Source organism: Noviherbaspirillum pedocola, assembly GCF_016632335.1.
Lineage (GTDB): Bacteria > Pseudomonadota > Gammaproteobacteria > Burkholderiales > Burkholderiaceae_D > Noviherbaspirillum_A > Noviherbaspirillum_A pedocola.
On record NZ_JAEPBG010000001.1, the window covers coordinates 884,920 to 908,281 of the forward strand.

26 protein-coding genes and 1 tRNA gene are annotated in these 23,362 nt (G+C 61.6%); 6 read left to right on the plus strand and 21 right to left on the minus strand.

Features of this window, described 5'->3' with window-relative positions; all coding sequences use genetic code 11:
* The first annotated feature begins 8 nt into the window (after positions 1–8).
* From JJB74_RS03980 to JJB74_RS03990, 3 genes are all read left to right on the plus strand, one after another.
* Positions 9–3,032: a CHASE domain-containing protein gene (locus JJB74_RS03980; RefSeq protein ID WP_200590491.1), complete on the plus strand. Its 3,024-nt coding sequence runs from the start codon at positions 9–11 to the stop codon at positions 3,030–3,032.
* 41 nt (positions 3,033–3,073) lie between these two features.
* Positions 3,074–3,790, plus strand: a complete 717-nt coding sequence (locus tag JJB74_RS03985; RefSeq protein ID WP_200590492.1) for an MgtC/SapB family protein — start codon at positions 3,074–3,076, stop codon at positions 3,788–3,790.
* Between the two features lie 170 nt (positions 3,791–3,960).
* The gene (locus JJB74_RS03990) at positions 3,961–5,418 is read left to right on the plus strand and encodes a catalase (protein WP_200590493.1); all 1,458 of its coding nucleotides are present in this window, start codon (positions 3,961–3,963) and stop codon (positions 5,416–5,418) included.
* 405 nt (positions 5,419–5,823) lie between these two features.
* On the opposite strand, the gene JJB74_RS03995 is transcribed toward JJB74_RS03990, so the two are convergent.
* From JJB74_RS03995 to petA, 6 genes are all read right to left on the minus strand, one after another.
* Positions 5,824–5,899: transfer RNA gene (locus tag JJB74_RS03995), tRNA-Thr, on the minus strand.
* 19 nt (positions 5,900–5,918) lie between these two features.
* Positions 5,919–6,395, minus strand: a complete 477-nt coding sequence (locus JJB74_RS04000; protein ID WP_200590494.1) for a ClpXP protease specificity-enhancing factor — start codon at positions 6,393–6,395, stop codon at positions 5,919–5,921.
* 102 nt (positions 6,396–6,497) lie between these two features.
* Positions 6,498–7,109: a glutathione S-transferase N-terminal domain-containing protein gene (locus tag JJB74_RS04005; protein ID WP_200590495.1), complete on the minus strand. Its 612-nt coding sequence runs from the start codon at positions 7,107–7,109 to the stop codon at positions 6,498–6,500.
* Positions 7,110–7,208: 99 nt separating this feature from the next.
* Complete coding sequence (locus JJB74_RS04010) at positions 7,209–7,970, minus strand: cytochrome c1 (RefSeq protein WP_200590496.1); 762 nt, start codon at positions 7,968–7,970, stop codon at positions 7,209–7,211.
* 18 nt (positions 7,971–7,988) lie between these two features.
* Positions 7,989–9,392, minus strand: coding sequence for a cytochrome b (locus JJB74_RS04015; protein ID WP_200590497.1), 1,404 nt, complete (start codon positions 9,390–9,392; stop codon positions 7,989–7,991).
* A gap of 2 nt (positions 9,393–9,394) precedes the next feature.
* Positions 9,395–10,003, minus strand: a complete 609-nt coding sequence (gene petA, locus JJB74_RS04020) for a ubiquinol-cytochrome c reductase iron-sulfur subunit (RefSeq protein WP_200590498.1) — start codon at positions 10,001–10,003, stop codon at positions 9,395–9,397.
* 385 nt (positions 10,004–10,388) lie between these two features.
* On the opposite strand from petA, the gene mscL reads away from it, so the two are divergent.
* Entirely contained in the window at positions 10,389–10,835 is a 447-nt protein-coding gene (mscL, locus tag JJB74_RS04025; RefSeq protein ID WP_325170083.1) for a large conductance mechanosensitive channel protein MscL, read from the plus strand.
* A 72-nt stretch (positions 10,836–10,907) separates the two neighbouring features.
* On the opposite strand, the gene JJB74_RS04030 is transcribed toward mscL, so the two are convergent.
* Positions 10,908–11,600 carry a response regulator gene (locus tag JJB74_RS04030; RefSeq protein ID WP_200590499.1) on the minus strand — a complete coding sequence of 231 codons (693 nt, stop codon included), beginning with the start codon at positions 11,598–11,600 and terminating at the stop codon, positions 10,908–10,910.
* A gap of 220 nt (positions 11,601–11,820) precedes the next feature.
* The gene (locus JJB74_RS04035; protein ID WP_200590500.1) at positions 11,821–12,588 is read right to left on the minus strand and encodes a Nif3-like dinuclear metal center hexameric protein; all 768 of its coding nucleotides are present in this window, start codon (positions 12,586–12,588) and stop codon (positions 11,821–11,823) included.
* An 18-nt stretch (positions 12,589–12,606) separates the two neighbouring features.
* Between JJB74_RS04035 and JJB74_RS04040 the strand changes: the two genes are divergently transcribed.
* A complete protein-coding gene (locus JJB74_RS04040; protein WP_200590501.1) occupies positions 12,607–13,767 on the plus strand; it encodes a Do family serine endopeptidase in 1,161 nt (386 codons plus the stop codon).
* Between the two features lie 4 nt (positions 13,768–13,771).
* On the plus strand, positions 13,772–14,470 hold the full coding sequence (locus tag JJB74_RS04045; protein ID WP_200590502.1) for a DUF2461 domain-containing protein: 699 nt from the start codon (positions 13,772–13,774) through the stop codon (positions 14,468–14,470).
* Here JJB74_RS04045 and tatC read toward each other — a convergent pair whose 3' ends face one another.
* From tatC to hisD, 13 genes are read right to left on the minus strand one after another with little or no spacing between them, the layout of a single operon-like run.
* On the minus strand, positions 14,471–15,247 hold the full coding sequence (tatC, locus tag JJB74_RS04050) for a twin-arginine translocase subunit TatC (RefSeq protein ID WP_200590503.1): 777 nt from the start codon (positions 15,245–15,247) through the stop codon (positions 14,471–14,473). It lies immediately after the preceding gene.
* Positions 15,248–15,772, minus strand: a complete 525-nt coding sequence (tatB, locus tag JJB74_RS04055) for a Sec-independent protein translocase protein TatB (RefSeq protein ID WP_200590504.1) — start codon at positions 15,770–15,772, stop codon at positions 15,248–15,250.
* 34 nt (positions 15,773–15,806) lie between these two features.
* Positions 15,807–16,034: a Sec-independent protein translocase subunit TatA gene (tatA, locus tag JJB74_RS04060; protein WP_200590505.1), complete on the minus strand. Its 228-nt coding sequence runs from the start codon at positions 16,032–16,034 to the stop codon at positions 15,807–15,809.
* A 44-nt stretch (positions 16,035–16,078) separates the two neighbouring features.
* Positions 16,079–16,450: a histidine triad nucleotide-binding protein gene (locus JJB74_RS04065; protein ID WP_200590765.1), complete on the minus strand. Its 372-nt coding sequence runs from the start codon at positions 16,448–16,450 to the stop codon at positions 16,079–16,081.
* A gap of 38 nt (positions 16,451–16,488) precedes the next feature.
* On the minus strand, positions 16,489–16,857 hold the full coding sequence (locus JJB74_RS04070; protein ID WP_200590766.1) for a phosphoribosyl-ATP diphosphatase: 369 nt from the start codon (positions 16,855–16,857) through the stop codon (positions 16,489–16,491).
* 14 nt (positions 16,858–16,871) lie between these two features.
* Positions 16,872–17,276 carry a phosphoribosyl-AMP cyclohydrolase gene (hisI, locus tag JJB74_RS04075; RefSeq protein ID WP_200590506.1) on the minus strand — a complete coding sequence of 135 codons (405 nt, stop codon included), beginning with the start codon at positions 17,274–17,276 and terminating at the stop codon, positions 16,872–16,874.
* Positions 17,273–18,037 carry an imidazole glycerol phosphate synthase subunit HisF gene (hisF, locus tag JJB74_RS04080; protein ID WP_200590507.1) on the minus strand — a complete coding sequence of 255 codons (765 nt, stop codon included), beginning with the start codon at positions 18,035–18,037 and terminating at the stop codon, positions 17,273–17,275. The genes hisI and hisF overlap by 4 nt, the downstream gene beginning before the upstream one ends.
* Positions 18,034–18,828 carry a 1-(5-phosphoribosyl)-5-[(5-phosphoribosylamino)methylideneamino]imidazole-4-carboxamide isomerase gene (gene hisA / locus JJB74_RS04085; protein WP_200590508.1) on the minus strand — a complete coding sequence of 265 codons (795 nt, stop codon included), beginning with the start codon at positions 18,826–18,828 and terminating at the stop codon, positions 18,034–18,036. The genes hisF and hisA overlap by 4 nt, the downstream gene beginning before the upstream one ends.
* Positions 18,829–18,873: 45 nt before the next feature.
* A complete protein-coding gene (gene hisH, locus JJB74_RS04090; RefSeq protein ID WP_200590509.1) occupies positions 18,874–19,512 on the minus strand; it encodes an imidazole glycerol phosphate synthase subunit HisH in 639 nt (212 codons plus the stop codon).
* 30 nt (positions 19,513–19,542) lie between these two features.
* A complete protein-coding gene (hisB, locus tag JJB74_RS04095; protein ID WP_200590510.1) occupies positions 19,543–20,139 on the minus strand; it encodes an imidazoleglycerol-phosphate dehydratase HisB in 597 nt (198 codons plus the stop codon).
* A 12-nt stretch (positions 20,140–20,151) separates the two neighbouring features.
* The gene (gene hisC / locus JJB74_RS04100; RefSeq protein WP_200590511.1) at positions 20,152–21,240 is read right to left on the minus strand and encodes a histidinol-phosphate transaminase; all 1,089 of its coding nucleotides are present in this window, start codon (positions 21,238–21,240) and stop codon (positions 20,152–20,154) included.
* The gene (locus JJB74_RS04105) at positions 21,231–22,076 is read right to left on the minus strand and encodes a DNA-methyltransferase (RefSeq protein ID WP_200590512.1); all 846 of its coding nucleotides are present in this window, start codon (positions 22,074–22,076) and stop codon (positions 21,231–21,233) included. Before JJB74_RS04105 ends, hisC begins: the two co-directional genes overlap by 10 nt.
* Entirely contained in the window at positions 22,045–23,358 is a 1,314-nt protein-coding gene (hisD, locus tag JJB74_RS04110) for a histidinol dehydrogenase (RefSeq protein ID WP_200590513.1), read from the minus strand. Before hisD ends, JJB74_RS04105 begins: the two co-directional genes overlap by 32 nt.
* Positions 23,359–23,362 lie beyond the last annotated feature (4 nt).

Consider the following 23,362-nt stretch of genomic DNA (forward strand, 5'->3'; position numbering starts at 1 on the left):
GCGCATCCATGAGTTTTTCCCGCAAGCCATTCACGGGCAGACATGGCCCGGTCCTGCTGGCGATCGCGATGCTGATCATCACGCTCGGTCTCACCGCGGTGCTGTCGCGCAATGCGCAGCACGTCGTCGAGCGCAATGTGCGCGCCGACTTTGATTTCCGGGTGCGGGAAACCGCCGAACGCATACAGCAGCGCATGGATACCTATCAACAGGTGTTGCGCGGCATGCGTGGCTTTCTGCAAGGATCGGTAACGCCCCAGCGCGCAATATTCCATGACTATGTGCAGTCGCTGGGCCTGGAACAGCACTATCCCGGCATCCAGGGGCTGGGCATTTCCGAACTGGTGATGCCCGACCGGCTGGCCGCGCACGTCGCGGCGATCCAGGCCCAAGGATTTCCCGATTACGCGGTACATCCGAGCGGCCCGCGCGAGATCTATACCGCGGTGCGCGAGCTGGAGCCGTTTTCTCCGATGAATCAGCGCGCGTTTGGTTATGACATGTACAGCAATCCGGTGCGCCGCGCGGCAATGGAACGTGCGCGCGACTCGGGCAGCGTCGCCTTGACTGGCAAGGTGACGCTGGTGCAGGAAAACGGGTATGGCACGCAGCCGGGTTTCCTGATGTATCTACCGATTTACCGCAAGGACATGCCGGCGGGCAGCGCCGCCGAGCGTCGTGCGGCGCTGATCGGCTGGACTTATGCGGCATTTCGCAGCTACGACTTCATGCGTGGCCTGGGCGGCGAACGCTCAGCCGACCTCGACATTCGCATCTACGATGGCCAATCGGTTAGCAATGCAGCCTGCCTGTACGGCTGCGCCGGCGATCAGTCGACACCCTGGGACGATGGCATGCTGCGCGCGCAGCGCCATATCGAAACCGCCGGCCATCCGTGGCTGCTGGACATCCGTGCCACGCCCTCGCTGCGTGAGCGCATGGCCAGCGATACGCCGGGCATCATCCGCGACGCCGGCATCGTTACCAGTCTGCTCCTGGCTGCACTGGTCTGGACGCTGGCTTCCAGCCGCAGCCGCGCGATGGCGCTGGCAATGAACATGACGCGCGAATTGCGCGACAGCGAATTCCGCTGGAAATTCGCGCTCGAAGGCGCCGGCGACGGCCTGTGGGACTGGGACTACCGCACCGGAGAAATCTTTTATTCCCGGCGCTGGAAAGAAATGCTCGGCTATGCCGACAACGAGCTGTCCAACCGGGTCGGCGATGTGCTGGGCATGTTGCATCCCGATGACCGCGACCAGACTCTTGCCGCCATCACCGACCATCTCGAAGGCCGCACGCCCGCCTACATCGCCGAATATCGGATGCGCTGCAAGGACGACAGCTGGAAATGGCTGCTGGCACGCGGCATGGCGGTCAGCCGCGATGAGGACGGCAAGCCCCTGCGCATCATCGGCACCCATACCGACATCGACAGCCGCAAGGAAGCGGAACGGCGGGAAGCCGAAAGACGGCAGGCGCTCGAAGACACGCGCAAGGCCCTGTTCCATGCGCAAAAGCTCGAAGCAGTCGGCCAGCTCACCGGCGGTGTCGCCCACGACTTCAACAATGTGCTGCAGATCATCACCGGCAACCTCGACATGCTGGCGCGCGATGCCCGCCTTGATGACACCCAACGCACGCAGCTGCTCAGCGCGCTGGCTGCCACCGAGCGCGGCTCGCGCCTGTCTTCGCAGCTGCTGGCATTCGCGCGAAAACAGCCGCTGCAGCCGATGGTGATCCACCTGGGCCGCTTGCTGGTCAACATCGATGCGCTGCTGCGGCGCGCGCTGGGCGGCGGCATCCGTCTGACGACCGTCGTCGATGACGCGCTGTGGAATACCCAGGTCGACCCCTGGCAGCTCGAAAACGTCATCCTCAATCTCGCCATCAATGCGCGCGACGCGATGGAGGAAGGCGGCAGCCTGACGATCCGGCTGGCCAATGCCACGCTCAACGCGGCGCATGTGGCCACGCATCCGGATCTGCCGCCGGGCGACTACGTGACGCTCACGATGGCCGACACCGGCACCGGCATGCCGCCGGAAATCATCGAACAGGCATTCGAACCCTTCTTTACCACCAAGCCCGAAGGCAAGGGCACCGGACTTGGCTTGTCGATGGCCTATGGCTTCGTGCGGCAAAGCGGCGGACACATCGATATCGACAGCGCAGTCGGGCGCGGCACGACGGTGTCGATCTACCTGCCGCGTTCGCTGGAAGCACAGCAGGATCTGCCGACACACGACGCCGACGCGGATACCGCCGCGCCACTGCCTGGCGGCAGTGAAACCGTGCTCGCGGTGGAAGACGATGCCGGCGTGCGTGACATCGTGGTGGCGACCTTGTCCATGCTTGGCTATCGGGTCCTGCATGCCACCGATGCCGACAGAGCGCTCATGATCCTGGAGCACGAGCCGCATGTCGATCTGCTGTTTACCGATGTCGTCATGCCGGGCAGTATGCGCGGCCCCGAGCTGGCGCAACGCGCGCGCGAGAGACATCCGGGCATCGTTGTCCTGTTCACTTCCGGCTATACCCGCAATGCGATGGTGCGCGACGGCAAGCTTGAGGCCGACGTGGAATTGCTGAGCAAGCCTTATCGTCGCGATCAGTTGGCGCGCAGGGTAAGGCAGTTGCTGGATCGGCGTGCCGACCGCGTCGCGACGGCTTTTGAAGTGGCGCGGCAAGGGTCGGCACAGCACATACTCGTGGTCGAGGACGATCCGGATTTGCGCCAGATGTCCGTCCAATTGCTGACGATGATCGGGCAACATCCGAGTTGTGCCGAGGATGCTGAAACAGCGCTGGAGATGCTCCGTCATCAGGAGTTCGACTGGCTGTTCACCGATATCAACCTGCCGGGCATGGATGGCATTGCGCTGTCCAGGCAGGCCAGGGATTTGCGACCGGATATCCGCGTGGTATTTGCCAGCGGTTACGGCGATACGGTAGATATGCGCGGCGAACGAGCCATCATGCTGAAGAAGCCTTATGATCTTGCGCAGTTGCAACGGGTATTCGAAGGTTGAATCAGCGTTGCGCATCAAACCGCCCAAACGCAAGGGGTGACATGCAAGCCATCCACAACATCGATTTGCTGTCGCTGCGGGACAGCTTCATCAGCCTCTTCTCCGCCTTTCTACTTGGGGCATTGATCGGCCTCGAACGGCAATACCGGCAACGTACCGCCGGCTTACGCACCAATGTGCTCGTATCAGTTGGCGCGGCAATGTTCGTGGATTTGGCGAACCGTCTGCATGGTGCGGATGGTGCGCTGCATGTAGTGGCGTACGTCGTGTCCGGAATCGGTTTTCTCGGTGCCGGCGTGATCATGCGCGAGGAAGGGAATGTGCGCGGCATCAACACGGCCGCAACCCTGTGGTGCTCTGCCGCTATCGGCGCTTGCGCAGGTGCCGACCTGATACTCGAAGCGGCACTGGGTGCGCTGTTCGTGCTGTGCGCCAATACCCTGCTGCGCCCGGTTGTCGATGCCATCAATCGCAAACCACTCGATGCTACCGCGGTGGAGATGAGCAGCGTCGTGCATGTCGTAACGAGCCGGGAACGAGGAAAAACTGTGCTTGCCATGCTGGATACCGAGCTCGCGCAAAGCGATTATCCGATCAGCGATCTCGTCATGCGCTCCTTCAGCAGCGACGAAGTGGAAATCCGGGCCACGCTGCCCAGCACTTCAGTCGATGCGGCTTTGCTCGACCGATTGATCGACCGGCTGCTCGCCTCGCCCGATGTTCGGCAAGCCTTCTGGAGTCCGAGCGGAAGCGAATAGCGATCTTGCACCGACACGACAGGCTATCAGTTTCATAAAATTAATTATCTTTATCTATCTCGGTGCTTCCCGAATAATGCGCTGGTGCTTTTTGCAGGGAGGACAGGCTGCAGGAGGCGCATGCAGTCCGGGCCGCAAGGCATGTCCGACACCAACCACCGAGAGTGAACATGAAGAAATTAAGCACCGCAGCCGGCGCTCCCATCGCCGACAACCAGAATTCCCTGAGCGCCGGCCCGCGCGGTCCGTTGCTGCTGCAGGATGTCTGGTTCCTCGAGAAGCTCGCCCATTTCGACCGCGAAGTCATTCCCGAGCGCCGAGTCCATGCGAAGGGTTCAGGCGCCTACGGCACGCTGACCATCACCAATGACATCACGGCCTATTCAAAGGCGAAGGTGTTCTCGCAGATCGGCAAGACGACCGACCTCTTCCTGCGTTTTTCCACCGTTGCTGGCGAACGCGGCGCGGCTGATGCCGAGCGCGATGTGCGCGGCTTCTCGGTGAAGTTTTACACCGAGGAAGGCAACTGGGACATCGTCGGCAATAACACGCCAGTGTTCTTCGTGCGCGATCCACTGAAATTTCCCGACTTCATCCATACGCAGAAGCGCGACCCGAAGACGAATCTGCGCAATCCGACCGCTGCCTGGGACTTCTGGTCGCGCCACCCGGAATCGCTGCACCAGATCACGATCCTGATGAGCGATCGCGGCATTCCGCAGAACTATCGGCAGATGCATGGCTATGGCTCGCATACCTTCTCGTTCATCAATGCCGACAACGAACGCTTCTGGGTCAAGTTTCACTTCAAGTCGCTGCAAGGCATTGCGAACTGGAGCAACGAAGAGGCGCTCGAGGTGATCGGCCACGACCGCGAATCGTCGCAACAGGATTTGTTCGACAACGTTGAACAGGGCAATTACCCGCGCTGGCGCATGTGCGTGCAAGTCATGCCCGAGCGCGACGCCAATGCGTATCGCATCAACCCTTTTGATCTCACCAAGGTCTGGCCGCATACGGACTATCCGCTGATCGAAGTCGGCGTACTCGAGTTGAACCGCAACCCGGAAAATTATTTTGCCGAAGTCGAGCAATCGGCATTCACCCCAGCCAACGTGGTGCCCGGCATTGGCTTTTCGCCGGATCGCATGCTGCAGGGACGATTGTTCTCGTATGGCGATGCGCAGCGCTATCGCCTGGGCGTGAATCATCACCAAATTCCGGTTAACGCGCCGCGTTGCCCGTATCACGGCAGCTTCCATCGCGACGGAGGCATGCGCGTGGATGGCAATCTCGGCGGCATGCCGAATTACGAGCCGAACCGTTTCGGCAGCTTCGAACAGGACAGGAATGCAAGCGAGCCGCCGCTGGCGCTGAGCGGCGCGGCAGACCGCTATGACCACCGCGTCGATGACGACTATTACAGTCAGGCCGGCGCGCTGTTCCGCCTGATGGACGATGGACAACGGCAGCGACTGTTCGGCAATATCGCGGCATCGATTGCCAGCGTGCCGAACGATATCAAGCGCAAGCAGCTGGATCATTTTTACCGGGCCGATCCGGCCTATGCCGCCGGCGTGGCGCAGGCACTGGACTTCCCACATGAAGCGCCGAACGCGATCCCCTGAGGTCCGGCAGGGGCTAAGCTCACCGGCTCGGCATGCCGAGCCGATACGATCGGCCATGATCGGGTAAGGCGGCCAGAATACCTGCGCTCCTTTGAACTTAAGAGGCTATGCTCGGTAAGACACCGCGAAAAAGAAAAGCCCGCTACCGTAATCGGTAGCAGGCTTTGCTTAGTCTCCTCAGCCTTCCCTTAAGGGATAGATTTTTGTAGGCGTGATCATGACCGGAAATTGTCGGGATGTCTATCGTGCAATGCATCATTCCGACCTGTTGAACCGATAATCGAACCGTATCGGCTTGTACCCTAGTGCATGCCTGGCTCCGATAGTGCTGATGCACCAGGCAAACCTGAAAGACGTGCCCAAATAAAAACCCAGCCATGAGGCTGGGTGCGGAATTGGCAATCTTGGTGCCGGCTGCAGGACTCGAACCCGCCACCCCATGATTACAAATCATGTGCTCTACCTGATGAGCTAAGCCGGCGAAAGATCGCGATTATACGTTATTTGATTCGGGTAAGCGTTGGACGGCCGCCTTTTTTCGGGGGCTCGGGATGGTCTTCCGGACCATCATCGCCCTTTGTCTGCTCTTCACCGCCAGAAGGCGCTGGCACTGCGGAAAGCGAAGGCGCCTCGGCTGGTGCCGGAGCATCCGCCGCATCCTGTTTCCTGGTGACTTCGAATGCCATGCCCTGGCCGTTTTCCCGCGCATAAATCGCGACGACATTGTCGACCGGGACGAATATCTCGCGCGAGACTCCGGCAAAACGGGCATGGAAACTGATGAAATCGTTGCCCATCTTCAATCCGCTGGTCGCGGAAAAGCTGATGTTCAGAACGATCTCATTGTTCTTCACGAACTCCAGCGGCACCTGGGTATGCTTGTCGACCATCGCCGCAAGATACGGGGTGTAGCCGTTATCGGTACACCACTCGTAAATCGCCCGAAGCAGATAGGGTTTGGTGGAGGTTTCTTGCATGGTTCATGGTCCGGCTGGAACATCATATGGCGTTGTTATGCGGGCCGGCCCGCCATGATGCCTGGCCGCCCGATGCCAACACCGACAATGACGCGAAGTCTGTTATCGACGCATCACTTTTTCCGATGGCGTCAACGCCTCGATATATGCAGGACGAGAGAAGATGCGTTCCGCATACTTCATCAGCGGCGCAGCCGTCTTCGACAATTCAATGCCGTAATGATCCAGGCGCCACAGCAGCGGCGCGACGGCGACGTCGAGCATCGAGAACTCATCACCCAGCATGTACTTGTTCTTGATGAACAGCGGCGCGAGTTGCGTAAGCCTGTCACGGATTTCCGAGCGTGCCTTTTCCAGAGCCTTGTCGGTCGCGCGCGTCTTCTCGTTTTCCAGCGTATGGACGTGGATGAACAATTCCTTTTCGAAATTGAAGAGCATCAGGCGCGCCCTTGCCCGCATCAGCGGATCGGCCGGCATCAGCTGCGGATGCGGAAAGCGCTCATCAATGTATTCATTGATGATGTTTGATTCGTACAGCACCAGGTCCCGCTCGACCAGGATAGGCACCTGGCCATACGGATTCATGGTGGAAATGTCTTCCGGCTTGTTGAACAGGTCGACATCGCGCACCTCGAAATCCATGCCCTTTTCGAACAGGACGAGTCGGCAACGCTGAGAAAACGGGCAGGTCGTGCCCGAATAGAGAACCATCATTTTGCAGTTCCTTAAAAACAAACAGGGTGAGGCCCGTAAGGCTCACCCTTGCATCATGCCCGCGGCAAGAGCATGCGCTCATGCATGCGGGCCATACCCTTATTTCACTTCCTTCCAGAAGCTCGCATTCAAGCGCCACATCAGGAACATCAGGCATCCGAGAAAGATCAGAACCCAAGTACCCAATTGTCGCCTCTTGAATTGCACCGGCTCGCTCATCCAGCTCATGTACGACACCAGATCGGCGACTGCCTCATCATAATCCCTCTCGGACATCGAGCCGGGCGTCACCTGTTCGAAACCGACAAACTTCTTGACCGGCGCACCGCCCTCATGCTCGTCCTTTTCCTCGACGAACTTGGCATTGCGTATGCCCTGCAGCTCCCACATTACATGTGGCATTGCGACATTCGGATACACCATATTGTTCCATCCGGTCGGCCGGCTCGAATCGGCATAGAAGGTGCGCAGATAGGTATAGATGTAATCCGCACCGCTACCCGCCTCCGAATCCTTCGCGCGCACGATCACCGACAGATCCGGCGGCGCGGCGCCGAACCAGCGCTTGCCGTCAGCCGGGGTCATCGCCGATTTCATCAGGTCGCCAACCTTGTCCGAGGTGAACAACAGGTTGTTCCTGATCTGGTCTTCCGTCAGCCCGATATCGCGCAGCCGGTTGTAACGCATTGCCGCTGCCGAATGGCAGTTAAGGCAATAGTTGACGAACAGCTTCGCGCCGCGCTGCATTGAAGCAAGATCAGTGCGCGCCGGAGCATGGTCCAACGGAAAACCGCCTTCGGATGCCAGAACCAGCGTGGGCAGCAATGCCAGAATCGCGATCAGCCTTTTCAGTATTTTCATTCTGCGATCCCTTTCGGCTCAGTGCGGATGAAACGTGACTCGGGTCGGGACCGGCTTGAAGCTGCCGGCTGCGCTCCACCAGGGCATCAGCAAAAAGAAGCCAAAGTAAATGAAGGCGCATATCTGCGAAATCAAGGTTCGCGTCGCAGTCGGCGGCTGTACGCCCAGATAACCCAGCACCACGAAGATGATGGCGAACACCACATACACGTATTTATGCCAGGTCGGACGGTAGCGCAGCGAACGCGCCGGCGAATGATCCAGCCAGGGAAGACCGGCCAGAATCAGCACGGAAGCACCCATCAGCACCACGCCCCAGAATTTCGCATCGAAGATCAGCATGCCGATGATGACGGCAAGGCCGATCACCACCGCGGCGAGCTTGCTGCGACCGGACAGGCGCGAGCGCACCAGCAGCAATGCGACATAGGCAGCTACGCCGGCGATGAGCCAGTACATGAATTCCGAGGTGGTCGCACGCAGGATCGAGTAGTAAGGCGTGAAGTACCAGACTGGCGCGATATGCGGCGGCGTCTTCAGCGAGTCGGCCGGAATGAAGTTGTTGGCTTCCAGGAAGTAACCGCCCATTTCCGGCGCGAAGAACACTACTGCGGAAAACAGCAGCAGGAAGACCGATACGCCGAACAGATCCTTCGTCGTGTAATACGGATGCGAAGGAATCGAATCAAGCGGATGGCCGTCCGGACCGAGATAATCCTTCACTTCAACGCCGTCCGGATTGTTCGATCCGACTTCGTGCAGCGCGATCAGATGCGCGGCGACCAGGCCGATCAGCACCAGCGGAATCGCGATCACATGGAAGGAGAAGAAGCGGTTCAGGGTAGCGTCCGAGACCACGTAATCGCCGCGGATCCACAGGGACAGGTCCGGACCGATGAACGGGATCGCCGAGAACAGATTGACGATCACCTGCGCGCCCCAGTACGACATCTGGCCCCAGGGCAGCAGGTAGCCGAAGAAGGCTTCGCCCATCAGCGCCAGGAAGATCGCGCAGCCGAACAGCCAGATCAGCTCGCGCGGCTTGCGGTAGGAGCCGTACATCAGGGCGCGGGTCATGTGCAGATAGACCACGATGAAGAAGGCCGAAGCGCCGGTCGAGTGCATGTACCGCACCAGCCAGCCCCAGGGCACATCGCGCATGATGTATTCGACCGACGCGAAGGCGAGGTTCGCATCCGGCTTGTAATGCATGACGAGGAAGATGCCGGTGACGATCTGTATCGCCAGCACCAGCGTAGCCAGCGAGCCGAACAGGTACCACATGTTGAAGTTCTTCGGCGCGTAGTACTTGCCCCACTGTTCGTTCCAGAGCTTGGACAGCGGGAAACGCGCATCAACCCAGTTCAGCGCCTTCGCGGACGCCGGTGCGTCGGCGGGCAGTTTCTTTTCGACGAATGCCATGCTCAGGCCTCCCCTTTCTCGTCCTTGCCGATGATGATCTTCGTGTCACCGGCGAACATGTAGCGCGGCACCTGGAGATTGTCCGGCGCGGGCTTGTTCTTGAATACGCGACCTGCGAGATCGAAGGTCGATCCATGACACGGGCAGAGGAAGCCGCCGGGCCAGTCCGCGGGCAGCGAGGGCTGGGCGCCGGGACTGAGCTTGGTGCTCGGAGAACAACCGAGGTGGGTGCAGATGCCGACGGCGACGAAGACATCCGGCTTGATCGAGCGGTGCTCGTTGCGCGCGTAGGGTGGCGTCAGTTCGTCGGGATTGCGTTTCGAAAGCGGATCGGCAAGCTCGCCATCATGCTTGGGGAGAGCCGCCACCATCTCTTGCGATCGCTTCAGAATCCATACCGGTTTTCCGCGCCATTCCACGGTCCTCATCTCGCCGGGCGCCATGCCGGCAATATCGACCTCGACTGGCGCGCCAGCTGCCTTGGCGCGCTCGGATGGCTGGAAAGTTGATACAAATGCTCCTGCAGTAGCCAGTCCAGCAACTCCACCTGCCGCGCAAGTCGCAGCAAGCAGCACACGTCGACTCGCGTCGACCCGCTTCTCGTCACTCATACCAACCCCAAAGTTGTTGCGAAATATGTATATAACTTTCGGTGCCCCGTCGCCGAAGTGCGTTCAATAAAAGTGGCGAGAACCGCACCGAGACGGCGTCGAAAATGCGCGCAGAGCGAATTACCCTTGCCGCGCGTTTCCCTTGCCTCGACACGATTTCGCCACTTCTATTAATTGAACGAACTTGCAATTCAGGACACTAGCAGCCAGCGATTATATCCGAAGAGATAGTCACTTTTTAATAAACTGCATGAGCTTTCGGTCGATACACAAACAAGATCGCCGGTAAACGCTTGCTCGATACAAGATGCTCTCGCATCATTGTCGGCGGTGCGATATCGCACGCCCCTTACCAACGACAGCTACGTCAACCAGGAGGACAAGCATGGGCATGCTGCAGGAATTCAGGTCATTCGCGATCAAGGGCAATGTGGTGGATCTGGCGGTCGCGGTCATCATCGGCGCAGCCTTCGGCAAGATCGTCGATTCGCTGGTCCAGGACATCATCATGCCGGTCGTCGGCAAGCTGATCGGCGGACTGGACTTTTCCAATTACTACCTACCCTTGAACCATCAGGGAATGAATCTGCCCCTGGCTGAAGCAAAGAAGGCTGGCGCGGTGCTCGCTTATGGCAATTTCCTCACGATCCTCCTGAACTTTCTGATCCTGGCCTTCATCATTTTTCAGATGGTCCGACTGATCAACAAGGCAAGAACCCTCGGACGCCTCGGCGACAAAGAAGAAGCGGCACCAGCGGCGCCGCCCCCCGAAGACGTACTGCTTCTGCGCGAGATCAGGGACGCGCTGAAGACGCCGCAAGGCCGAATCTAGAACAGTGCGCTGGCCTCCTCCACCGTGACGGGAATGGCCGCTCACCCCTACCAGACAAGCCGTGAAGGCGCATCAGCACCGCGCCTTCAGCGCATGCATCTGCAACAACCCGCGCCGATTCGCTTCGAACACCGCCTCACCGCGCGAATGCACGGACAGCTTCCCATAGAGATTCTTGACATGCGTCTGTACCGTGCTCACCGATACGCATAATTCGCGCGCCATGGCGTCGTAACTGTCCCCACGGGCGATCAGGCAAAGGATGTCGGATTCACGCCTGGTCAGCGCCGGCGTTTGCGGCACCATTGCCGGACCCGACTTGCCCGAGCGCAGGCGTGCAAGCACCTTGCGCGCCACCACCGGGCTGATCGGCGAACCGCCGGCATGCAACTCCATCAACGACCGGACGATATCGATCCCGCCTGTCCCTTTCAGAACGTACTCGGCTGCGCCCGCCTCGATGCAGGCCAGCACGCTTTCCTCGTCGCTGGACATCGTGATCACCATCACGTCGCAATCCGGATTGCGCTGCAGGCAAGTCCGGATCACGCCGATGCCCGAACCGTCAGGCAATCCGATATCGGTGAGCAGCATGTCCGCGCGGCCGGTGGCGAGCCAGTCCTGCGCCTCCTTTACGCTGCCCAGGGCCGCAACCAGCTTCAGATGCGGCTCCGTGGCGATCGCCGCTGCAAGCATGCTGCGCGTGATCGCGTCGTCTTCAACAATCAATACGTCTATCGATGCCTTTGCTGCCGAATTCAACATGGTCTTCCCTCGTGTCATACGCGCAGGATATGCGCTTCGCACGCGATCGCTGACGGGCACCAGGTAAGGCCCCCGTCAGCCTGTCGCGCCCCTCGCTGACGTCGCCGGATCGAGCGACGCCTGCGTTCTCTTCCAGGCATGCTGGCCGCGCTTTGTGTCAAAGGGACGAAATCGGTTCAACAAATCCGTGCAGTGCTGCGCACGAAATTCGACGCAGGGCCTACACCGGATTGTCGATATCGATAAAAAGATGGCGAATGCCGAATTCGGCAGCGATATGCGCACCGAGTGCCTGAACGCCATAGCGCTCGGTTGCATGGTGGCCACATGCGATATAGGCCACCCCGGTCTCACGCGCAAGATGCACGGTCTGCTCCGAGATTTCGCCACTGAGATAGGTTTGCGCGCCGGCGGCGATCGCATCCTCGAGATAAGCTTGCGCGGCGCCGGTGCACCATCCGATCCGACCCAGCGGCTGCTCGAGATCGCCGATGACCATAGGCTGGCGCCCGAGGCCTTGCTCGATGCGCCTGGCAAGGTCACCGACGGTCCTTACCGTGGGATCGTCGACCATGCCGAGCCAACCAATGCCGTTTTCACCGAAACGGTCATCGGCGCGCAGTCCCAGGCGCAAGCCGAGCTGGGCGTTGTTACCGAGTTCCGGGTGCATATCCAGCGGCAAATGGTAGGCGTACAGGTTCAAATCATTGCGCAGCAACAGCCCGAGCCGCTGCTTGCGCGTGCCGACGATGCGGCCATCCTCGCCGCGCCAGAAATAGCCGTGATGCACCAGGATCGCATCGGCGTTCTCCGCCAGCGCGGCCTCGATCAGCGCGATGCTGGCGGTGACCCCGGTGACCAGCGTGGCGATGCGTTCCCGTCCCTCGACCTGCAGTCCGTTTGGGCTAAAATCACGGACGCGATTGATATCAAGCAGGCAAGCCAGGTATTTCGATAGCGCCTCGCGATCGACAGTTTGCTCTTCCAATTCCTTCACCCTTTTCGTATGCGACGTCTCTGGTTACTGTTCGCCCAAACCGTTACGGTCGGTTTGGCGGTCTGGTTCATTGTAGCGACCCTGAAACCAGGCTGGATCAGCCATGCCGGCGATGGCGCGCGGACTCCTGTCGCAGCGCCGGCAACGAGCGCTGCGCCGAGCGCCTCGGCGGCTTCGGCCACTTATCGGGAAGGTGCCCGCCATGCGATGCCGGCGGTGGTCAACATCTTCACCTCCAAGGGCGCCAAGCCATCGCGCAATCCCTTCATGGACGATCCTTTCCTGCGCAAGTTCTTCGGCGACCGCCAGGGCGAACAGGAAGACAAGCAGTACAGCCTCGGTTCGGGCGTGATCGTCAATCCGAACGGCTACATCCTGACCAATAACCACGTGGTCGAGGCGGCCGATGAAATCGAGATCGCGCTGGCCGATGGCCGCAAGGTCGATGCCAAGCTGGTCGGCACTGATCCTGAAACCGACCTGGCGGTGATCAAGATCGACATGAAGGACCTGCCGTCGATCACCTTCGCGCCGATCGACGGCGTTCAGGTCGGCGACGTAGTGCTGGCCATTGGCAATCCCTTCGGCGTCGGCCAGACGGTCACGATGGGCATCGTCTCGGCCCTGGGCCGCAACCATCTCGGCATCAATACCTTCGAAAACTTCATCCAGACCGATGCGGCGATCAACCCGGGCAATTCCGGCGGCGCGCTGGTCGATGTCGGCGGCAATCTGCTCGGCATCAATACCGCCATCTATTCGCGCACCGGCGGCTCGCTCGGCATCGGCTTTGCGATCCCGGCCTCCACGGCGAAGACAGTGATGGATGCCATCATCAAGAATGGCCGGGTGGTGCGCGGGTGGATCGGCGTGGAGCCGCAGGACATCACACCGGAACTGGCAGACAGCTTCAACCTGAAACGCAATTCGGGCGCGATCATCGCCGGCGTGCTGCGCAATGGCCCGGCGGACCGCGCCGGCATGCGGCCCGGCGACATCCTGGTTGAAGTCAACGGCCGCCCGGTGCGGGACACCACCGAAATGCTGAACCTGATCGCGCAACTCGAGCCGGGCAGCAAGGCGCGGATGAAGGTGCTGCGCCGCAGCGAGGAAGCGAGTCTCGACATCCAGGTTGGCACGCGGCCGCGGCAGCAGCGCGAGGCGGAGTAAGACCATGCACCTGCGCGATCTTGCCGGCTACCTGGCCGAACTGGCTGAAAACAATAACCGCGCCTGGTTCGTCATGAACAAGCCGCGCTACGACATCCTGCGTGCGGAATTCCTGGAATTGACCGCCAGCCTGATCGACGGCATCGCCCGCTTCGATCCGGCGGTCGCGGCCTGCAACCCGAGAAAGGCGCTGTTTCGCATCAACCGCGATCTGCGCTTCACCCGCGATCCACGGCCGTACAAGACCTATTTTTCCGCGGCGATCACCGCCAGCGGCCTGAAGCGGCCGAACCAGGGCGGCGGTCCGGCGTATTACTTCCACATTGATGAAAAGGCGCAGCTGCTGGTTGCCGGCGGCGAATATCAGCCGCCGCCGGACCGACTGCGTGCAATCCGGCAGCATCTGCTCGCCGATGCGAATGGCTTTTCCAAGGTCCTGGCCGACAAGCGCATGCGCGAATCCTTCGGTGAATTGCAGCAGGAAGGCATGCTGGCGCGGCTGCCGCGCGGCTTCGACGCCGGGGCAAAGCACGCGGACTATCTGCGCTACAAGAGTTTCATCGTCTGGAACGAGCGCACCGTGACCGGCATGCCGGCCGATGCGCTGGAAGGCATCGTGCTGGAGAATTTCCGCGCCGCGTTGCCGCTGGTGCGCTGGTTGCGCGGCGTGCCGGCTTCGATCGAGCCGACCGCCGCCGATTGATTACTGCTGCGGCGCAGTTTCCTCTTCGGGCGCGCGAGTCGCCCTGGCGAAGGCCGGCGCGAGCAGCAGGCCTATCTCGTACAGCAGGCACATCGGCACCGCAAGGAACAACTGGCTCATGATGTCTGGCGGCGTCACCACCGCGGCGATGATGAAGGCGCCGACGATCACATAAGGCCGAATCGCACGCAGCTTCTCGATCGGCACCAGGTTCATCCGCACCAGGACGATCACGACCACCGGCACCTCGAAGGTCACGCCGAAAGCCAGGCACATCGTCATCACGAAATCGACATAGTTTTCGATGTCCGGCGCTACCGTGATCGACTTCGGCGCGAAGTTGTAGATGAAGCTGAATACCTTGCCGAAGACGAAGAAATAGCAGAATCCCACGCCGAGGATGAACAGCAGCGACGAGGAAATCACCAGCGGCGCAATCAGGCGCTTTTCATGGGTGTACAGTCCCGGCGCGACGAAGGCCCAGATCTGGTACAGCACCCAGGGCAACGAGATCACGAAGGCCACCAGCAGCGTGACCTTCATCGGCACCAGGAAGGGCGTGATCACGCCGGTGGCGATCATGTGCGCATTGGCTGGCAATGCCCACATCATCGGCCGCGCGACGATGTCATAGATGGTGGCCGCGCCTGGCCACACTGCGAACAGCACAAGAAACACCAGGAGCACGACCGCAGCCGCCTTGACCAGGCGGCTACGCAATTCGATCAGGTGCGAAATGAAAGTTTCTTGTGCGCCGTTTTCCGTATCGTCAGGCATTTACAGGAAGAATTGAGAGGTTTTGCGACCGCCGGCGGGACGGTGCCGGGCCACGCGCGCCGCACCGGACTGCACGCGGCTGCGTCTGCCCTGCTGCTGCTTGTACCAGGAAGGAACGGCCGAGCTGTGCGCCAGGCGCTTCTTGCGAAAGCTTTTCGCCTTGACCGCCAGGGTTTCCGGGTTCGGAGCCGAGCTTGGCGAGATGCTGGAATAGCTGCTGCCCGCGCTGCCGGAGTCCGTGCCGTCGTTCCAGCCGGACTCGACCGCATCGCGTGCCTCGGACACATGCTGCGAGATGGTTTGTTCGACGCTGCTGGCCGCTTCCTTGATGTCCTGCTGCATCTTGCGGAAGTCGTCGAGCTCCATTTCGCGGCTGACTTCGCGCTTGACGTCATTGATGTAGCGCTGGGCCCGGCCGAACAGGGTGCCGGCCATGCGCGCCACCCGCGGCAGTTTCTCGGGCCCGACCACGATCAGCGCCACGACGCCGATCAACGCCATCTTGGAAATGCCCAGATCGATCATCGGGCGCCACGCTCAGCCGTAGTCATGTCGTCGATCAGCCGCGGCTCTTTTCCTTGGCTTCGACGTCGATGGTGCTCTTGTCAGCCACCTGCGACGGCGGAACCGCCTGACCGGCCGGCCGCTCGTCGTCGCGCATGCCGTCCTTGAAGCCCTTCACCGCCTTGCCGAGATCCGAACCCATGTTGCCGATCTTCTTGGTGCCGAACACCAGCATGACGATCACCAATACGATCAGCCAATGCCAAACGCTAAACGAACCCATTTCATTCTCCTTGGGGACTTACGCCCCGACTAAGCACTTGCTGATTAACGCTGGCCGCGCCATGGGCGCGGTCCGCCGAAGACGTGCAGATGCAGATGGTAAACCTCCTGCCCGCCATCCGGTCCGGTATTGAACAAGGTCTTGAAGCCGCCGGCGCCAGTGCCGGTTCCTTCGGCCTCGAAACCGCAACCCTGCTGTTGCGCCAGTTTCGGCGCGAGAAGGAGCATTTTACCTAACAAAGCAGCATGCCGTTCTTCACAATCGGCCAGCGTCGGAATGTGCTCCTTCGGCACGATCAGGAAATGCACCGGCGCGGCAGGATTGATGTCGTGAAACACGACCAAGTCCTCGTCCTCGTGGATGCGCTTCGACGGAATCGCACCCGCTGCGATCTTGCAGAAAATGCAGTTGTCCAAATCTCTCTCCGTTTGCGACGTCGCCCTGTCTCTGACGATCAATCGCGGCGTTCGGCCTGCTCGCGCTCGGCAAGCTTGCGATTCGCCTTTTCCTCGATGCCCGAGACGCCTTCACGCCGCGCCAGCTCATTGAGCACGTCGTCCGGCGTCAGGCCGAACTGCGCGAGCATGATCATGCTGTGAAACCACAGGTCCGCACATTCATACAGCAGCTTCGATGCCTCGCCAGACACGCGCGCATCCTTGGCCGCCATCACGGTTTCGGTGGCTTCCTCGCCGATCTTTTTCAGAATCGCGTCGTCGCCCTTGTCAAACAGGCGGCTGACATAAGATTTTTCCGGATCGCCGCCATTGGCCGGCTTGCGCGCTTCGATCACCGCGGCAAGGCGGCTCAGTGTGTGGCTCAGTGTGTCGTTCATCGTCACTTGTAGATGCTGTCGGGATTTTTTAGTACCGGGTCGACCGCGACCCATTCGCCGTCGGCCGCGCTGCCTTCGAATTTCTGGAAGAAGCAGGAATGGCGACCGGTGTGGCAGGCGATGCCCTCCACCTGCTCGACCTTGAGCAGCACCACGTCCTCGTCGCAATCCAGGCGCAGTTCATGCACCTTCTGCACATGGCCGGATTCCTCGCCCTTGTGCCAGAGCTTCTTGCGCGAGCGGCTCCAGTACACCGCCTGGCCGGTTTCCACGGTACGCGCCAGCGCTTCGCGGTTCATCCAGGCGAACATCAGCACATCGTTGCTCGAGACTTCCTGCGCGATCACCGGCACCAGGCCGTGCTCGTCCCATTTCACCTTGTTCAGCCACTTCGCCTTCACGCTCATGCCAGCCTCATTGCAATGCCTTGGTCGGCCATGTAGCGCTTGGCTTCCTGAACCGTGTGTTGTCCGTAATGGAAGATGCTCGCCGCCAGCACCGCGTCGGCATGGCCCTTGGTGACGCCGTCGGCCAGGTCCTGCAAACCACCGACGCCGCCCGAGGCGATCACCGGGACATCGACCGCATCCGACACCGCGCGCGTCAGTCCCAGGTCGAAGCCCGAGCGGGTGCCGTCACGATCCATGCTGGTGAGCAGGATTTCGCCGGCGCCGAGCTTCTGCATGCGGCGCGCCCAGTCGACTGCGTCCAGGCCGGTAGCCTTGCGTCCGCCATGGGTGAACACTTCCCAGCGGCCGTCGCCGGCGCGCTTGGCGTCGATGGCCACGACGATGCATTGCGATCCGTACTTGCCGGCCGCATCCTCGACCAGCTGCGGATTGGTGACCGCGGAGGTATTGATGCTGACCTTGTCGGCGCCGGCATTGAGCAGCCGGCGCACGTCCTCGACCGCGCGCACGCCGCCGCCGACGGTCAGCGGGATGAAGACCTGCGACGCCACCGCCTCGATGATGTGCAAAATCAGGTCACGCTCGTCCGACGAGGCGGTGATGTCCAGGAAAGTGATTTCGTCCGCGCCCTGCTCGTCATAGCGGCGCGCGATTTCGACCGGGTCCCCGGCGTCGCGCAGCTCGACGAAGTTGATGCCCTTCACCACCCGTCCGGCGGTGACATCCAGGCACGGGATGATGCGTTTTGCCAGCGTCATAAATTATCGGTTTCCGGCTCTTGCTCGTAGCCGTTCAGTTCATCGGCGCGCGCCTGCGCATTGCGCAGATCCAGCGTGCCTTCATAGATGGAGCGACCGCAGATCACGCCCTCGATGCCCTCGTCTTCGACTTCGCACAGCGCTTCGACGTCGCGGATGTCGTGCACGCCGCCGGAAGCGATGACGGGTATCGTCATGCTGCGCGCCAGGCGCACCGTGGCTTCGATGTTCACGCCACCCATCATGCCGTCGCGGCCGATGTCGGTGTAGATGATCGCTTCGCAGCCATAGTCTTCGAACTTGCGCGCCAGGTCGACGACTTCATGCCCGGACAGCTTGCTCCAGCCATCGGTGGCGACCTTGCCGTCCTTCGCATCCAGGCCGACGATGATCTGCCCCGGGAAGGCGCTGCAGGCGTCGTGCAGGAAGCCCGGGTTCTTCACCGCGGCGGTGCCGATGATGATGTACGACAGGCCGCCGTCGAGGTAACGCTCGATGGTGTCGAGATCGCGGATGCCGCCGCCAAGCTGGATCGGCACTTCCTCGACATCGTTTTCCACCGCGAAGTTGCGCACCGCCTGGATGATGGCTTTGACCGCCGCCTCATTCTTCGGCTTGCCGGCGAAGGCGCCGTTCAGGTCGACAAGGTGCAGCCGCCGCGCGCCTTGCGCCAGCCAATGCCGCGCCATCTCGCCGGGGTCGTCGGAAAATACGGTCGCCTGGTCCATGTCGCCTTGTTTGAGGCGTACGCAGTGTCCGTCTTTGAGATCGATAGCAGGTATGAGCAGCATGGCTACAGCGTGATAAGGGTTGTCATGGTTGATGGATGAGCGGAATCAGGGATTCCAGTGGACGAAGTTGCGGTACAGCTGCAATCCGGCCGATGCGCTTTTCTCGGGGTGAAACTGGGTTGCAAAGATATTGTCGCGGCCAACGGCACATGCAAAGGGAATGCCATATTCGGTTTCGCCCAAGACGTGCACGCTTTCGGCCGGCGCTGCATGGTAACTGTGCACGAAGTAGAAATAACTGTTGTCGGCCACGCCGTTCCACATTGGATGCGATTCGGTTTGCCGCACCCGGTTCCAGCCCATCTGCGGCACCTTGTAGCGCGAACCATCGGCCTGCGTCATGCCATCGAGGCGGAAGCGCACCACCTTGCCGGGCAACAGGCCCAGGCACGGCGTGTCGCCCTCTTCGCTCCAGTCGAACAGCATCTGCTCGCCCACGCACACGCCGAACAGCGGCTTGGTGGACGCGGCTTCCAGCACCGCGTCCACCAGGCCCGAGCTGCGCAGGCTGCCCATGCAATCGCGCATCGCGCCCTGCCCCGGCAGCACCACGCGGCTGGCCGCCCGGATATCTTCCGCTTCGCCGGAAATGCGCACATCGGCTTCCGGCGCGGCATGGCGCAAGGCCTGCGCCACCGAGCGCAAGTTGCCCATACCGTAATCCACCACAACTATCCTGTTCATGTCGAAAATCAAACCCGGTTGGCGCTTCGCTTACAGGCTGCCCTTGGTTGAGGGAATGGTGCCCGCGGCGCGGGGATCCAGTTCGGCTGCCGCGCGCAGCGCGCGGCCAAATGCCTTGAATACCGTTTCGCACTGGTGGTGTGCATTGTCGCCGCGCAGATTATCGATGTGCAGTGTGACCTGCGCATGATTGACGAAGCCCTGGAAGAACTCGCGCGTCAGGTCGACATCGAAACCGCCGATCATCGCGCGGGTGAACGGCACATTGAAGTGCAGGCCGGGACGGCCGGAGAAATCGACCACTACCCGCGACAGCGCTTCATCCAGCGGCACATAGGCATGGCCGTAGCGGCGGATGCCCTTCTTGTCGCCGACCGCCTTCGCCACCGCCTGGCCCAGGGTGATGCCGACGTCTTCCACGGTGTGGTGCGCATCGATGTGCAGATCGCCTTTCGCGACGACATCGAGGTCGATCAGGCCGTGGCGCGCGATCTGGTCCAGCATGTGGTCCAGGAAGGGCACGCCGGTGTCGAGCTTCTGGCGTCCGCTGCCATCGAGATTGATGGCGATACGGATCTGGGTTTCATTGGTATCGCGGACGACTTCCGCGGAGCGTGGCGTAGACATGAAATGAAATCGTTAGGAAGCCAGCGCGGTTTGGAGCGCGTTCAGGAAGATCGTGTTTTCTTCCGCCGTCGAAACCGTCACGCGCAGGCAATTTTGCAGTGAAGCGTGCATTTTACCGACATTTTTGATCAGCACCCCTGCCTGCATCAGGCGAGCGTGGACGGTGGCCGCGTCGAGACCCGGCGCGGTGATGCGCAGCAGCAGGAAATTGGCGGCCGACGGATAGGTTTTTACGCCGTCGAAGCCGGCGAGCGCCTGCACCACGCGCTCGCGCTCGGCGCGCAGGCTGGCGGCCTGGGCATCGAGCACGTCGGCATGATCGAGCACGAATTCGGCCGCGGCCTGGGTCAGCACATTGATGTTGTACGGCGGGCGCACCTTCTCGAATTCGTTCAGCAGCCCGGGCGACGCCGACATGTAGCCAAGCCGGATGCCGGCCAGACCGAGCTTGGAAACGGTGCGCATCACCACCAGGTTCGGGAAGTCCGGCAGGCGCGGCATGAAGCTGGCCTGGGCGAACGGCTGGTAAGCCTCGTCGACGATGACGATGCCCGTGTCGCCTACCGCTTCCAGGATCTTCAACATCGCGCCTTCATCGAACAGGTTGCCGGTCGGATTGTTCGGATACGCCAGATAAGTCACCGCCGGCCGATGCGCCGCGATCACTGCCAGCATCGCTTCCAGGTCGAGGCTGAAGTCCGGCCGCAGATCGACGCCGATGAATTCCATGCCGGCAAAGCGCGCCGACATTTCATACATCACAAAGCCCGGCACCGGCGCCAGCACCTTGGCGCCGGGTTTCGCGCATGCCACTGAAACCATGGAAATCAATTCATCCGAGCCATTGCCCAGCACCACGTCGAAGCCCGCCGGCACGCCGAGCCGCGCGCGGATGCGCTGCTTCAACCCGCTGTAGCTCGGCACCGGATAGCGGTTCAGCGCCACGTCGGCGAGGCGGCGACCGAGTTCGGCGCGCAGCGCTTCCGGCAGCGTGTACGGATTCTCCATCGCGTCCAGCTTCACGAAACCGGTCGAATCCGGCACATGGTAGGCGGCCAGCGCGCGGACTTCGGGACGGATGATGTTTTCGATCAGGGACATGATGTGCTCTCGGTGGGCGCCGGGTTCGCCGGCGCGTCTTGCAGCGCGGCGAGCCGGCTGTCTATCAGTTTGCAGTACTCCAGATTCAGCTCGAAGCCGGTGAAATCGCGGCCGCAGCGCCGCGCCGCCACGGCGGTAGTGCCGCTGCCCATGAACGGGTCCAGCACCACGCCACCCGGCGGGCACGAAGCCTTGACCATGCGCTCGATGATTTCCAAGGGCTTCTGCGTCGGATGGTCTTCGCGCTCGCGATGCTCGCGGTGCAGCCGCGACACGCTCCACACATCCTTCGGGTTGTAGCCCAGTTCCAGCCATTTCGCGCCGACGAAGATCGAGCGTGAACGCGCCTTCTTGGTCTGCTCGTCGTAGGGGATGCGCACCGCGTCGAGGTCGAAATGATAGTCCCGGCCCTTCGCAAAGAAGCCGACGGTGTCATGCACCGACGAATAGCGCCGGGTGCTGCCGCCCATCGACGGCACGCGGCGATCCCAGATGATCTCGTTGAGCATGGTCATGCGCTGCTTGAGCATCACGAACACCTCCGGCGAATAGCGCCAGGTCAGGAAGATGTACAGGCTGCCGCTGGCCTTGAGCTTGGGCAGCGCCGCGTCGATCCAGCGCTCGGTCCACTCCAGGTAGGCGCGCGCTTCGAGCTTGTCGGAATCATTGCCGTAATCCTTGCCCAGGCCATACGGCGGATCGGCAATGATCAAATCGATCGATGCCTCGGGCAGGCGCGCCAATCCCGACAGCGCATCTTCACAGAATACCCGGTTGCGCCAGTCGTCCAAGCGGTGTCGAGCCTTACTTGATGCGCAGTTCTGCCGAGCGCGCATGCGCCTGCAGACCTTCGCCATATGCCAGTTCGGCGGCGATCCTGCCCAGCGTCTGCGCGCCCGCTTCGCTGACCTCGATCACGCTGGAGCGCTTCTGGAAGTCGTACACGCCCAGCGGCGACGAAAAGCGCGCGGTGCGCGAGGTCGGCAGCACATGGTTCGGGCCGGCGCAGTAGTCGCCGATCGACTCCGACGAAAAGCGACCCAGGAACATCGCGCCGGCATGGCGGATCCGGTGCGCCCACTGCAGCGGATTCTCGGCCGAGATTTCCAGGTGTTCCGGCGCGATGAAGTTGGCGATCTCGCAAGCCTCGTTCATGTCGCGCACGCGGACCATCGCGCCGCGGTTCTGCAGCGAGGTGCGGATCGTGTCCTGGCGCGGCATGGTTTCCAGCAGGCGGTCCACGCTCTCCTGCACCCGCGCGAGGTAATCGGCGTCCGGGCACACCAGGATCGATTGCGCCAGCTCGTCGTGCTCGGCCTGCGAGAACAGGTCCATCGCTACCCAATCGGGGTCGGTGGTGCCGTCGCACAGCACCAGGATTTCCGACGGGCCGGCGATCATGTCGATGCCGACGATGCCGAACACCCGGCGCTTGGCCGCGGCGACATAGGCGTTGCCGGGGCCGACGATCTTGTCGACCTGCGGAATGATGTCGGTGCCATGCGCCAGCGCGCCGACCGCCTGCGCGCCGCCGATGGTAAAGACCCGGTCCACGCCTGCCAGGGCGGCCGCGGCCAGCACCAGTTCGTTCTGCACGCCGCCAGGCGTGGGCACCACCATGATGATTTCGCCGACGCCGGCCACCTTGGCCGGAATCGCGTTCATCAGCACCGACGACGGATAGGCCGCCTTGCCGCCTGGGACATAGATGCCGACGCGGTCCAGCGGCGTGACCTTCTGGCCCAGCACGGTGCCGTCGTCCTCGGTGTACAGGAAGCCGTCCGAGCCGCATTCTTCCTTCTGCCGCTCGTGGTAGGCGCGCACCCGGTCGGCCGCCACGGACAGCGCCGCGCGGCGCGCCTCGGGCAAATTCGCCAGCGCCGCATGCAGCGCATCCTGGCGGATTTCGAGCTCGGACATCGAGCCGGCGGATACGTTATCGAAGCGCGCGGTGTATTCCAGCACGGCGGCGTCGCCGCGCGCCTTCACATCGGCCAGGATATCGGCCGCGGCGCGGTCGATCGCTTCGTCTTCGTTCGCTTCAAAGGCCAGTACCGCGCGCAGCTGTTCACGAAAGCCGGCGTCGGTGGAATCGAGTTTGCGTATGTCTGCGGGCATGGTG